Source organism: Amycolatopsis sp. NPDC005961, from assembly GCF_040629235.1.
GTDB classification, from domain to species: domain Bacteria; phylum Actinomycetota; class Actinomycetes; order Mycobacteriales; family Pseudonocardiaceae; genus Amycolatopsis; species Amycolatopsis camponoti.
Genome location: NZ_JBEXVF010000017.1, coordinates 68,888 through 81,263 on the forward strand (window position 1 = coordinate 68,888; position 12,376 = coordinate 81,263).

General features: G+C 72.1%; 10 protein-coding genes. 8 read left to right on the forward strand and 2 right to left on the reverse strand.

Annotation, left to right across the window (positions count from 1 at the left end; translation table 11 throughout):
- The first annotated feature begins 125 nt into the window (after positions 1–125).
- From ABZ342_RS18000 to hpaD, 6 genes are all read left to right on the forward strand, one after another.
- Positions 126–1,559, forward strand: a complete 1,434-nt coding sequence (locus tag ABZ342_RS18000) for an aldehyde dehydrogenase family protein (protein WP_360474096.1) — start codon at positions 126–128, stop codon at positions 1,557–1,559.
- A gap of 90 nt (positions 1,560–1,649) precedes the next feature.
- Positions 1,650–3,068: a fumarylacetoacetate hydrolase family protein gene (locus ABZ342_RS18005; protein WP_360474098.1), complete on the forward strand. Its 1,419-nt coding sequence runs from the start codon at positions 1,650–1,652 to the stop codon at positions 3,066–3,068.
- Positions 3,050–3,718 carry a GntR family transcriptional regulator gene (locus tag ABZ342_RS18010; protein WP_360474100.1) on the forward strand — a complete coding sequence of 223 codons (669 nt, stop codon included), beginning with the start codon at positions 3,050–3,052 and terminating at the stop codon, positions 3,716–3,718. The genes ABZ342_RS18005 and ABZ342_RS18010 overlap by 19 nt, the downstream gene beginning before the upstream one ends.
- A gap of 16 nt (positions 3,719–3,734) precedes the next feature.
- The gene (gene dapA, locus ABZ342_RS18015; RefSeq protein WP_360474102.1) at positions 3,735–4,682 is read left to right on the forward strand and encodes a 4-hydroxy-tetrahydrodipicolinate synthase; all 948 of its coding nucleotides are present in this window, start codon (positions 3,735–3,737) and stop codon (positions 4,680–4,682) included.
- Positions 4,679–6,184 carry a 5-carboxymethyl-2-hydroxymuconate semialdehyde dehydrogenase gene (hpaE, locus tag ABZ342_RS18020; RefSeq protein WP_360474104.1) on the forward strand — a complete coding sequence of 502 codons (1,506 nt, stop codon included), beginning with the start codon at positions 4,679–4,681 and terminating at the stop codon, positions 6,182–6,184. The genes dapA and hpaE overlap by 4 nt, the downstream gene beginning before the upstream one ends.
- Entirely contained in the window at positions 6,181–7,224 is a 1,044-nt protein-coding gene (hpaD, locus tag ABZ342_RS18025) for a 3,4-dihydroxyphenylacetate 2,3-dioxygenase (RefSeq protein ID WP_360474106.1), read from the forward strand. The genes hpaE and hpaD overlap by 4 nt, the downstream gene beginning before the upstream one ends.
- Here the strand turns inward: hpaD and ABZ342_RS18030 are convergent.
- Positions 7,207–9,114 carry a prolyl oligopeptidase family serine peptidase gene (locus tag ABZ342_RS18030; RefSeq protein WP_360474108.1) on the reverse strand — a complete coding sequence of 636 codons (1,908 nt, stop codon included), beginning with the start codon at positions 9,112–9,114 and terminating at the stop codon, positions 7,207–7,209. The genes hpaD and ABZ342_RS18030 overlap by 18 nt on opposite strands.
- 15 nt (positions 9,115–9,129) lie before the next feature.
- On the reverse strand, positions 9,130–9,543 hold the full coding sequence (locus ABZ342_RS18035) for a DUF6292 family protein (protein ID WP_360474110.1): 414 nt from the start codon (positions 9,541–9,543) through the stop codon (positions 9,130–9,132).
- A gap of 145 nt (positions 9,544–9,688) precedes the next feature.
- On the opposite strand from ABZ342_RS18035, the gene ABZ342_RS18040 reads away from it, so the two are divergent.
- Both ABZ342_RS18040 and ABZ342_RS18045 read left to right on the forward strand, forming a co-directional pair.
- Entirely contained in the window at positions 9,689–11,080 is a 1,392-nt protein-coding gene (locus ABZ342_RS18040; RefSeq protein WP_360474112.1) for an FAD-binding oxidoreductase, read from the forward strand.
- Positions 11,062–12,357 carry a cyclopropane-fatty-acyl-phospholipid synthase family protein gene (locus tag ABZ342_RS18045; protein WP_196425374.1) on the forward strand — a complete coding sequence of 432 codons (1,296 nt, stop codon included), beginning with the start codon at positions 11,062–11,064 and terminating at the stop codon, positions 12,355–12,357. Before ABZ342_RS18040 ends, ABZ342_RS18045 begins: the two co-directional genes overlap by 19 nt.
- Positions 12,358–12,376 lie beyond the last annotated feature (19 nt).

A 12,376-nucleotide genomic window follows, 5' to 3' on the forward strand; every position in this document is an offset into this window, starting at 1 on the left:
CCGCGCGTGCCATCGGACGGAACGCATCCCTTCGCCGTCGGTCAACGGGCATGCGTGAGCGGACAAGACCCGCCGCGCCCCGGCGCCCGATACTCGGCTCATCCGAGGCCGAGGAGGAATCCGGGATGGCGACACGCCTGTGCATCGACGGACGGTGGACCGAGGCCGGCGGCGGGACGATCCCGACGCTCGACCCGGCCACCGGCCGCGTGCTCGAAGAGGTCGGCACGGCGTCGAAGGCCGACGTCGACGCCGCCGTCGCGGCTGCCCGGCGCGCGTTGACCGCAGCGGAGTGGGCCGGGCTGCTCCCGGTACAGCGGGCCGCGCCGCTGTTCCGCCTCGCCGATCTCGTCGAGCGGCACCACGAAGAGCTGGCCCGGCTGGAAACGCTCGACCAGGGCCAGCCGATCGGCGTCTCCCGGCAGGTGAGCGTCACCGGCGCGGCCGAGCACTTCCGCTACTTCGCGGGCTGGGTGACGAAGCTGCAGGGCACGACGAACCCGGTCTCCTTCCCGGACACCCTGCACTACACCCGCCGCGAGCCGGTCGGGGTGAACGCGCTGATCACGCCGTGGAACTTCCCGCTGATGATCCTCGCGTGGAAGCTCGCGCCGGCGCTGGCGACCGGCAACACCGTGGTGATCAAGCCCAGCGAGGTGACGCCGCTGACCAGCATCCGCCTGGTCGAGCTGGCCCACGAAGCCGGTTTCCCGGCGGGCGTGGTCAACCTCGTCACCGGTGACGGCGCGGTCGGCGCCCTGCTGACCGGGCACGCGGACGTCGACCACGTCTCCTACACCGGCTCCACGGCCGTCGGGAAGCTGATCACCGCGGCCAGCGCGGCAACCAACCTCAAGCGGCTCACCCTGGAGCTCGGCGGGAAGGCCCCGAGCATCATCGCCGCCGACGCCGACCTCGACGCCGCCGTGGCGGGCAACCTCGCCGGGGCGACGCTCAACACCGGCCAGGTCTGCGCCGCGTACACCCGCTTCTACGTCGACCGCAAGCGCGAGCAGGAGTTCGTCGAGAAGCTGGCCCGCGGCCTCGACGGCCTGCGGATCGGGCCGGGCGCGGACGAGACCACCCAGCTCGGCCCGCTGGTGTCGGCGAAACACCTCGAGCACGTCGACTTCCTGGTCGGCACCGGCCGCGAGCAGGGCGCCGACCTGGTCACCGGCGGGAACCCGGTCGAGCGCGACGGCTACTTCTACGCCCCGACGCTGTTCGCCGGCGTCCGCGACGACATGGCGATCATGCGCGAGGAGATCTTCGGCCCGGTCCTCGCCGTGACCGCCTACGACGACGCCGACGAGCTCCTCGGCCGCGCCAACGACACCGAGTACGGCCTCGCCGCGACGGTGTGGACCCGCGACCTCCGTACCGCCCAGCGCTTCGCCGACGGCATCCGGGCGGGCGCGGTGTTCGTCAACATGCCGCCGGTCCCGGACATGGCCGCGCCGTGGGGCGGCTACAAGGCGTCCGGCTGGGGCCGCGAAATGGGCCCGTGGGCCCTGGACGCCTACACGGAGACGAAGGCGGTGTGGCTCCACTACGGCTGAGCGGAACGGGAACCCGATCGGGGGTTCCCGCACGCCACAGATCGTATATTATTTGGAATATCTTTTCGTACCGGCAGGCAGGAACCCCGGATGACCAGCATCGCCCGGCCCGGCAAGATCATCGCGCTGCACCTCAACCACCGGTCGCGCGCCGTCCAGCGCGGCCGGGTTCCGCAGCAGCCGTCGTACTTCCTCAAGCCGCCGACGTCGGTGGCGGCGAGCGGTGCCGCGCTCGAACGCCCGGCCGGCACCGAGCTGCTGGGCTTCGAAGGCGAGATCGCGCTGGTCATCGGCCGCACCGCCCGCCGCGTCAGCCCCGAAGACGGCTGGTCCTATGTCAGTGGCGTCACCGCGGCCAACGACTTCGGCGTCTACGACCTCCGCTACGCCGACAAGGGCAGCAACCTGCGGTCGAAGGGCGGCGATGGCTTCACCCCGCTCGGCCCCGCGGTGCTGCCCGCCGCGGACGTCGACCCGGCCGCACTGCGGCTGCGCACCTGGCTCAACGGCGAGCTGGTCCAGGAGGACACCACCGGCGACCTGCTGTTCGGCTTCGGCCGGCTGGTCGCCGACCTCTCCCAGCTGATCACCCTCGACCCCGGCGACGTCGTCCTCACCGGCACGCCCGCGGGCGCGTCGGTCGCCATCCCCGGCGACGTCGTCGAGGTCGAGGTCGACACCGCCGGGCACACCACCGGCCGGCTGGTCACGCCGATCACCGAAGGGACCGTCCCGTTCGGACCGTACGGTGCCCTCCCCCGCGCCGACGACCAGCAGCGCGCGGACGCGTACGGAACGTCCACCGGGGACTTCCAGCTGACCGCCGGGCTGAAGGAACGCATCGAGTCCGTCGGCACCGCGACGTTGTCGGTCCAGCTCCGCAAGCGCGGGCTCGACGACGTCTTCATCGAAGGGCTGACGTCGACGCGGCCCGGCGCCCGGCTGACCGGCCGCGCCCGGACGCTGCGCTACCTGCCCTACCGCGAAGACCTGTTCAAGAAGCGCGGCGGCGGCTACAACGCCCAGAAGCGGGCGATCGACGCCCTCGGCCCCGGTGACGTCCTGGTGATGGAGGCCCGCGGGGAACGCGGCACGGGCACGGTCGGCGACATCCTCGCGCTGCGGGCGCAGGTCCGCGGCGCCGCCGGGATCGTCACCGACGGCGGGGTCCGCGACCTCGCCGCGGTGTCCGCTTTGGACGTTCCCACCTACCACGCCGGGCCGCACCCGGCGGTGCTCGGCCGCCGGCACGTGCCGTGGGACGTCGACGTCGCGATCGCCTGCGGCGGCGCGGCCGTGTGCCCCGGCGATGTCATCGTGGGCGACGGCGACGGCGTCCTGGTCATCCCGCCGGACCTCGTCGAGGAGGTGGTCGACGCGGCGATCGAGCAGGAGCTGCAGGAGACGTTCATCGCCGAGCAGGTCGCCGCGGGCGAGCGCGTCGAAGGCCTCTACCCGATGGACGAGCACTGGCGCGGGAGGTACGCCGCATGGCTCGCGAAACGGTGAACGGCACCGCGATGAGCAAGTCGCGGATCGCGTACGAGTGGATCAAGGCCCGGATCGCCGACGGCACCTTCTCCCCCGGCTACCGCCTCGTCCTCGGCCAGCTCGCCCAGGAACAGGGCGTCAGCGTGGTCCCCGTCCGCGAAGCGATCCGGCTGCTGGAAGCCGAAGGCCTGGTGACGTTCGAACGCCACGTCGGCGCGCAGGTCGCCATGGTCGACGAAAGCGAGTACCAGCACACGATGCAGACCCTCGCGCTGGTCGAGGGCTACGCCGCCGCGCTGGCCGCGCCCCACCTGGCGCCCGGGTCGCTCGACCGGGCGCGCGCCCTCAACGCCGACCTGGCCGGCTGCCTCGGCCACTTCGAGCCGGCCCGGTTCACCGCGCTCAACCGGGATTTCCACGCCGTGCTGTTCGACGCCTGCCCGAACCCGCAGGTCCTCGACCTGGTCCGGCGCGGCTGGGACCGGCTCGGCGGGCTGCGCACCTCGACGTTCAGCTTCGTGCCCGGCCGGGCGCGACAGTCCGTGGCCGAGCACGAGCAGATCCTCGGCCTGCTCGACGCGGGCGCCCCCGCTTCCGACGTCGAACGAGCCGTCCGTGCCCACCGGCTGGCGACGCTCGACGCGTTCCTCGCCCACCGCCATCCCTGACGCAGAAAGGGAACCCATGCGCTTCCGCTCCGATCCCCAGGCCATCCGCGGGTCGATCGCGCCGCTCATGACGCCGTTCACCGCCGAGGGCGCCGTGGACCACGACGGCCTGAAGAACCTGGTGCGCTGGCAGCTCGCCTCGGGCACCCACGGCATCTCGATCGGCGGCTCCACCGGCGAACCGGGGTCGCAGACGATCGCCGAGCGCGCCGAAGCGATCCGCACGGTGGCCGCGGAGGTCGGCGACCGCGTCCCGTTCGTCCCGGGCACCGGATCGGCGAAGCTCGACGAGACCCTCGAACTCACCGCCGCCGCGCGCGACGCCGGGATCGACGCGGCCCTAGTCATCACGCCGTACTACGCGCGCCCGACGCAGGACGCGCTGTTCGTCTGGTACCGCACGGCCTGCCGCGAGTTCCCCGACCTGCCGATCGTCGCCTACAACGTGCCGAGCCGGACGGCGGTCGACCTCGCGCCGCAGACGGTCGCGCGCCTGTTCCGCTCGTGCGACAACTTCGTCGGCATCAAGGAGACGACGAAGGACTTCGAGCACTTCTCCCGGGTGCTGCACCTGTGCGGACGGGAGCTGCTGGTGTGGTCCGGGATCGAGCTGCTCTGCCTGCCGCTGCTGGCCCTCGGCGGCGCGGGGTTCGTCAGCGCGACGGCCAACATCGCCCCGGCGGCCTGCGCGGAGATGTACACCGCCTGGCAGTCCGGCGACCACGAGCGCGCCCGGGAAATCCACTACGGCCTGCACCCGCTGGTGGACCTGCTGTTCGTCGAGACCAACCCGGCGCCGGGCAAGTGGGTCCTCGAACAGCGCGGGCTGATCGCGTCCGGGCACGTACGGCCGCCGCTGATCACGCCGAGCGAAGCCGGTCTCGCCCGGATCAAGGACCTCATGGGGGAAGGCGAGAAGTACCTCTCGCCGGTCGAAGGTTTCACCGTGAAGGGGAAAGCATGACTCACCACGTCCCGGAAGGACTGCCGGGCGAGCTGAAGCACTACATCGGCGGGGAGCTCGTCGACAGCGTCTCGGGCAAGACGTTCGACGTGCTCGACCCCGTGTCGAACACGCCGTACGCGACCGCGGCGGCGGGCCGGGCCGAGGACGTCGACCGGGCGGTCGCCGCGGCGCGCCGGGCCTTCGCCGACGGACCGTGGCCGCGCATGCTGCCGCGCGCCCGCGCGCGGGTGCTGAACAAGATCGCCGACGCCGTCGAGGCGCAGGACGCCCGGCTGGCCGAGCTGGAGACGTTCGACACCGGCCTGCCGATCACCCAGGCGCTCGGCCAGGCCCAGCGCGCGGCCGAGAACTTCCGGTTCTTCGCCGACCTCGTCGTCGCGCAGGCCGACGACACCTACCAGGTGCCCGGGCGGCAGGTGAACTACGTGCACCGCAAGCCGGTCGGTGTCGCCGGGCTGATCACGCCGTGGAACACGCCGTTCATGCTGGAGAGCTGGAAGCTCGCGCCGGCGCTGGCTTCGGGCTGCACGGTGGTGCTGAAGCCGGCCGAGTTCACGCCGCTGTCGGCGAGCCTGTGGGCCGGGATCTTCGCCGGCGCGGGACTGCCCGACGGCGTGTTCAACCTGGTCAACGGCTTCGGCGAGGAAGCGGGCGACGCGCTGGTCAAGCACCCGGACGTCCCGCTGATCTCGTTCACCGGCGAGACCACGACCGGGCAGACGATCTACCGCAACTGCGCGGCCGGGCTCAAGGGCATGTCGATGGAGCTGGGCGGCAAGTCCCCGGCGATCGTCTTCGCCGACGCGGACCTCGACGCCGCCCTCGACTCGACGCTGTTCGGCGTCTTCTCCCTCAACGGCGAGCGCTGCACCGCGGGCAGCCGCATCCTCGTCGAGCGGCCGATCTACGACGAGTTCTGCGCGCGGTACGCGGCGCGGGCGCGGGACATCGTCGTCGGGGATCCGCACGACCCGGCCACCGAGGTCGGCGCGCTGGTCCACCCGGAGCACTACGAGAAGGTGATGCGGTACGTCGAGCTGGGCAAGTCCGAGGGCCGGCTGCTCGCCGGCGGCGGGCGTCCGTCCGGGGTGGACAGTGGCAACTACGTGGCGCCGACGGTGTTCGCCGACGTCGCGCCGGACGCCCGGATCTTCCAGGAGGAGATCTTCGGGCCGGTCGTCGCGCTGACGCCGTTCGACACCGAGACCGAAGCGCTGGCGCTGGCCAACGACGTCAAGTACGGGCTGGCCGCCTACCTCTGGACGTCGGACCTGCGGCGCGCGCACACTTTCGCGCAGTCGGTCGAGGCCGGGATGGTCTGGCTGAACTCGCACAACGTCCGCGACCTGCGGACGCCGTTCGGCGGGGTCAAGGCGTCCGGCCTCGGCCACGAAGGCGGCTACCGCTCGCTCGACTTCTACACACACCAGCAGGCGATCCACGTCTCGCTCGGCCCGGTGCACACCGCCCGGTTCGGCGTCCGGAAGGGACAGTCATGACCACCACCCCGCCGGACGTCCTCCGCTGCGCGTACGCCGAACTCGTCGTCACCGACCTGGCGGCGTCGCGGGCGTTCTACGTCGACGTGCTCGGGCTCGTGGTCACGCACGAGGACGCCGAAGCGTTGTACCTGCGGGCGTTCGAGGAGTACCTGCACCATTCCCTGGTGCTGCGCAAGGGATCCACGCCCGCGCTGGCCGTCCTGGCCTACCGCGTCCGCAGCTCCCTCGATCTCGACCTGGCCGAGACCTACTACCGCGAACTCGGTGTCCGGGTGGACCGCCGTCCGGCGGGCGCGACCCGCGGCATCGGCGAAGCGGTGCGCGTCGTCGACCCGCTCGGGTTCCCGGTGGAGTTCTTCCACGAGGCCGAACACGTCGAGCGGTTCACGCAGCGCTACGACGTCCACGGCGCCGGCGCGCTGTCGCGGCTGGACCACTTCAACCTGGCCACCCCGGACGTCCCGGCGGCCCGGAAGTACTACGAGGGCCTGGGTTTCCGCGTGTCCGAGGACATCCAGGACGACGAAGGCACGGTGTACGCGGCCTGGATGTTCCGCAAGCCGACGGTCCACGACGTCGCCCTGACCGGCGGCGACGGCCCGCGGCTGCACCACATCGCGTTCGCGTCGCACGAACGGCACCAGATCCTGCACATCTGCGACCACCTGGGCGCGCTGCGCAGGCCGGGCATGATCGAGCGCGGCCCGGGCCGGCACGGCGTCTCGAACGCGTTCTACCTCTACCTCCGGGATCCCGACGGGCACCGCGTCGAGATCTACACCCACGACTACTACACCGGCGACCCGGACAACCCGGTGATCACCTGGGACGTGCACGACAACCAGCGCCGCGACTGGTGGGGCAACCCGGTGGTGCCGAGCTGGTACACCGACGCGTCCGTGGTGCTGGACCTCGACGGCGTGGTCCGGCCGGTCGTCGCCCGGGCCGAGCCGCGCGAAGCCGACGTCACCATCGGCGCCGACGGGTTCTCCTTCAGCACCGGGGAGGCGGAGTTCAAGCTAGGCGAGCAGGTGTGAGAACCACGCGCGCGAGCGGTTGAGGACGTCGATCTGGTGGTCGCGTTCGCGGATCGAATGGTTCTCCCGCGGGTAGACGACGAACTCGTGGTGCTTGCCTCGGAGCGCGTGGTGCAGGAGTTCCGCCTGGGAGAGCGGGACGTTGGTGTCGCCTTCGCCGTGCAGGATGAGGACGGGCGTGCGGATCTTCGCGGCGTGGGTGATCGGGCTGTTGCCCACGCCGCCCAGCGCGGCCTCGAACCGGGAGTGCTCGCCGGTGGCGGCGAGCAGTGGCCAGTCGATGACGCCGGCGCCGACCAGGGCGGCGGCGAAGCGGTCGGTCCGGGTGACGGCCCAGGCGGCGAAGAACCCGCCGTGGCTCCAGCCGCCGATCCCGAGCCGGGTTTCGTCGGCGACGCCGCCTTCCACGAGGAGATCGATCCCGGTGAGGACGTCGGTGAACTCGGCGCCGCCGACGTCCCCGGCGACGCGGTGCGCGAAGGCGTGGCCGTGGCCCCGGCCGCCGCGTGCGTTGGGGAGGAAGACCGCGAAGCCGGCGGCGGCCAGCCACTGGCCCGAGGGGTACCACCCGAGGTGGAAGCGGTCGGCGTACCGGTCGTAGGGGCCGCCGTGGACGAGCGTGACGAGCGGGAACGGGCCGTCGGTCCGGGACTTTCCCGGCGGGAGGATCAGCAGCCCGTCGAGGTCCAGGCCGTCGGCGGCTCGGTAGGACAGCCGGTGCTGGGCTCCCCAGGTCCGGGGCGGGGCGGGCGCGCCGATCCGGACGAGGTCGTGCGGCGGGCCGGCGAAGAGCTGTTCGGGCTCGGTCCCGGTGCTCCGCACGACCGCGACCGTCCGGCCGTCACGGCTCGCGGTCAGCGAGGTGCCCTGGACCTGGGCGACCTCGGTGAAGCCGGGGTCGAGGCGGCGGATGGTCGTGTCCAGGCCCTCGGCGAACAACGCGAGCGGCGGGCCGTCGTCGACCTGGACGAGTTCGAAGGGGCAGGTGGTCATGCCCTCGGTGAGGTTTTCGCCGCCCTCGAAGACGGCGGTGCCGCCGATCAGGTCCGGCGGGGTCAGGCCGAGGTGGGCGAGGTGCCAGCCGGCGCCGTCGTGCCACCAGGCCGGGTCGGACGCTTCCAGCGCCGGGGTGCCCTCGTCGCGGGTGTCGCCGGTGGCGAGATCGACGAGGTGGAGGCCGGGTTCGAAGACCCCGGGCTCACGATCGGCGCACGACCAGGTGAAGACGGCGAGCACTTCCCCGTCCGGCCGCGCCGCCACCTGGTCGACGTGCCGGTCGCCGAGCGCGCCGAGCGGACGGATGGACGAGGTCAGCAGTTCGAGCAGCCAGAGCCGGTCGGGACGGGCTTTCGTGTCCCAGACGCGGGCCTGTCCCGCTGATGACGCGCCCGCCTGTTCGAGGCCGCCGTCGGGGTCCTCCGCCGAAGGGCGGCGGGCCGGCACCTCGTCCGCCGGAGGGGTGGTCCGGACCAGCGGATCGCCCGCGTGGTCCGCCGCGTCCGGCGCGATCAGCACCACCGATCCCGGCAGCGGGACGTGGCCGCTGATTCCCCCGGCCCACTCCGTCAGCCGCTCGGGAGCGCCACCGGCCAAGCCGATCCGGTACAGCTGCGTGGTCCCACGCTCGTCGCGGTCCGACAAGAAGAACACCGAGCCGGAGTCCGCCGCCCAGCGCGGCGCCCGGTAGTCGGCCTCGCCACCCGCGATCTCCCGGGCGGGCGCGCTCGCGTCCGCCGGCGCCAGCCACAAGCCCGTGACCGGGTACTTCCCCACCCGTCCCAGCGGCGCCGTCACGTACACGACCCAGCGGCCGTCCGGGGACACCCGCGGTTCGCGCGGTACCAGCCGGTCCACCACGGCTTCCGCCGTCAACTCCCCCACGCCGTCCATGGGGCCAGTCTGCCGTCACCGGACCAGCGCGCGCAGCAGCTCCTCGTGATCACCCGGCTCGCGCAGCGCCGGCGCGTCGAGCGTCCCGGCGTCCGGGTCGCCGGCGCGGACCGCCGAGAGGAACCGGCCCACCGCGCGGGGTTCGGGGAGCACGGCACCGCCGAGGTGGGTCAGGACCGTCGGCCCGTCGCGGTCCTCGATCGCCGCCGCCCAGCCGTGGACCTCGTCCCAGACCAGCGCCAGGTCGTGCCCGGGGAACCGGTTCAGGCGCCAGTCGAGCGCGATGTACGCCGCCGCGGGCGTTCCCGCGTCCAGGGTGCAGGACTCCAGCCCGACCCCCACCGCGCGGGCCACCGCGGCGATGTACCCGCGCAGCCCCCGCTCGAACGAGAACTCCGTGTCGCGCTCGAAATCGATCAGAATGCTCAACGCCGCCTCGCTTTCCCCAGGTCGCCGCGGGATCCCCGCGGTCCGAGCCTCGAATACCCGCCCGCGCCCCGATCAATCGCGAAGATCCGATGTTCATGCCCCACGGCACAGTGCGCCCGCCCCTGCCGTGAGGCAGGATCGAGACGTGACCATCGATCAGGCCGGGGTGCCGGAAGCCCGTCCGGGCCCGGCGTTCCCCGAGCACGAAGCCCGCGTCGACGATCTGCGGCGGCAGCTCACCGCGATCAGCGGTGAAGCCACCGTCCGGCTCGCGAAGCGGACATCCAACCTCTTCCGTTCCCGGGCCGCGGCGAAACACCCGGGACTGGACGTTTCGGGCTTCACCCACGTACTGCGCGTCGACCCGGGAACGCGCACCGCCGACGTCGAGGGGATGGTCACCTACGAGCAGCTCGTCGACGCCACGCTGCCGCACGGCCTGATGCCCCTGGTCGTCCCGCAGCTCAAGACCATCACGCTCGGCGGGGCGGTCACCGGCCTCGGCATCGAGTCCTCGTCCTTCCGCAACGGCATGCCGCACGAATCCGTGCTCGAGCTGGAGATCCTCACCGGGGACGGCCGGATCGTCGTCGCCACCCCGGACAACGAGCACGCGGCCCTCTTCCGCGGCTTCCCCAACTCCTACGGCACCCTCGGCTACGCGCTGCGGCTGAAGATCGTCCTCGAGCCGATCAAGCCGTTCGTCGAGCTGCGCCACGTCCGCTACCACGACCGGGACACCTACTTCCGCGCCCTCACCGAGGCCTGCGACAGCGGCGAGCACGACTTCGTCGACGGCACGGTGTTCGGTCCCGGCGAGCTGTACCTGACCCTGGCCACGTTCACCGACACGGCGCCCGCGACCAGCGACTACACCTGGCTCGACATCTACTACCGCTCGATCCAGGCCCGGGAGACCGACCACCTCACCGTCCGCGACTACCTCTGGCGCTGGGACACCGACTGGTTCTGGTGCTCCCGCGCGTTCGGCGTCCAGCACCGGCTCCCGCGGCTGCTGCTCGGCCGCCGGTTCCTGCGGTCCTCCGTCTACTGGAAGGCCGTGGCGCTCGACCGCCGGTTCAAGATCGCGCAGCGGCTGCTCAAGCTCCGGCGGATGCCGCCGGAAGAGACGATCGTGCAGGACATCGAGGTACCGGTCAGCCGCGCCGCGGAGTTCCTCGAGTTCTTCGAACGCGAGATCCCGATCAGCCCGGTCTGGGTCTGCCCGCTGCGGCAGCGTCCCGGTGGCGTGCGGTGGCCGCTCTACGAGCTGGACCCCGAAGCGCTCTACGTCAACTTCGGGTTCTGGTCGGCCGTGCCGCTCGACCCGGGTGAGCGCGACGGCGTGCACAACCGGATGATCGAAGCCGAGGTCACCCGGCTGGGTGGGCACAAGTCGCTCTATTCGGACAGCTTCTACTCCGAAGACGAGTTCTGGCGGCTCTACAACGGCGACGCCTACCGGGAGCTCAAGCGGACCTACGACCCGGGCGAGCGCCTGCTCGGCCTCTACGAGAAATGTGTCCGCCGCCGGTGAAAGGAACGAACGTGACCCAGGCAAGCACCCCGGTCGGCGAGGTCTTCGAGCGCCTGCTCGGCCCCCGCGCGACCGTGTCGATCACCGCCTACGACGGCAGCAGCAGCGGCCCGGCCGACGCGCCGGTCTCGATCCAGGTGCGCTCTCCGCTGGCCCTGGACTACCTGATGTCGTCCCCCGGCGACCTCGGTCTCGCCCGCGCGTACGTCGCCGGCGCGCTCGACGTCACCGGCGACCTCTACACCGCGCTGCACGCGCTGTCGGCCCAGGTCGACCAGCTCACCCCGGCCGACCGGCTGTGGCTGCTGCGCAAGCTCGGTGCCCGCCACCTGCGGGTCGTCAAGCCGCCGGCCGAGGAGCACCCCAGCCGGATCCGGCGCGGGATGACCGCGCTACGGCACTCGAAGGGCCGCGACAGCGAGGCCATCGCCAGCCACTACGACGTGTCCAACCGGTTCTACGAGCTGGTCCTCGGCCCGTCGATGGCCTACACGTGCGCGGTGTTCCCCCAGGCCGGCGCCTCGCTGGAGGAGGCGCAGGAGCACAAGTTCGACCTGGTCTGCCGCAAGCTCGGCCTCCAGCCGGGGATGAAGCTGCTCGACGTCGGCTGCGGCTGGGGCGGGATGGTCGCGCACGCCGTCCGGCACTACGGCGTCGAGGCGCTGGGCGTCACGCTCTCGCGCGAGCAGGCCCAGTGGGCGCAGAAGAACATCGTCTCCCTCGGCTTGGCCGACCGCGCCGAGATCCGCCATCTCGACTACCGGGACGTCACCGAAACGGGGTTCGACGCGATTTCGTCGATCGGCCTGACCGAGCACATCGGCGCCCGCAACGTGCCCGGCTACTTCCGGTTCCTCGCGGAGAAGCTCAAGCCGCACGGGCGCCTGCTCAACCACTGCATCACCAACCCCGACACCAGCGTCGCCCACCGGTCGCGCGGGTTCATCGACCGCTACGTCTTCCCGGACGGCGAGCTCGAGGCGCCCGGTGAGCTCGTCACGGCCATGCACGACGCCGGCCTGGAGGTTCGTCACTCGGAGAACCTCCGCGAGCACTACGCGCTGACGCTGGCCGGGTGGTGCGCGAACCTCGACGAGCACTGGGACGAGGCGGTCTCCGAGGCCGGTGCCGGGCGCAGCCGGGTGTGGGCGCTCTACCTCGCGGCCTGCCGGCTGGCGTTCGAACGCCGCGAGATCGAACTGCACCAGATCCTCGGGGTGCGGACCGACCGCGAGGGCGGGATGGGGATGCCGCTGCGCCCCGATTGGGGAATTTGACCACCGGGGCTGGCCAGTC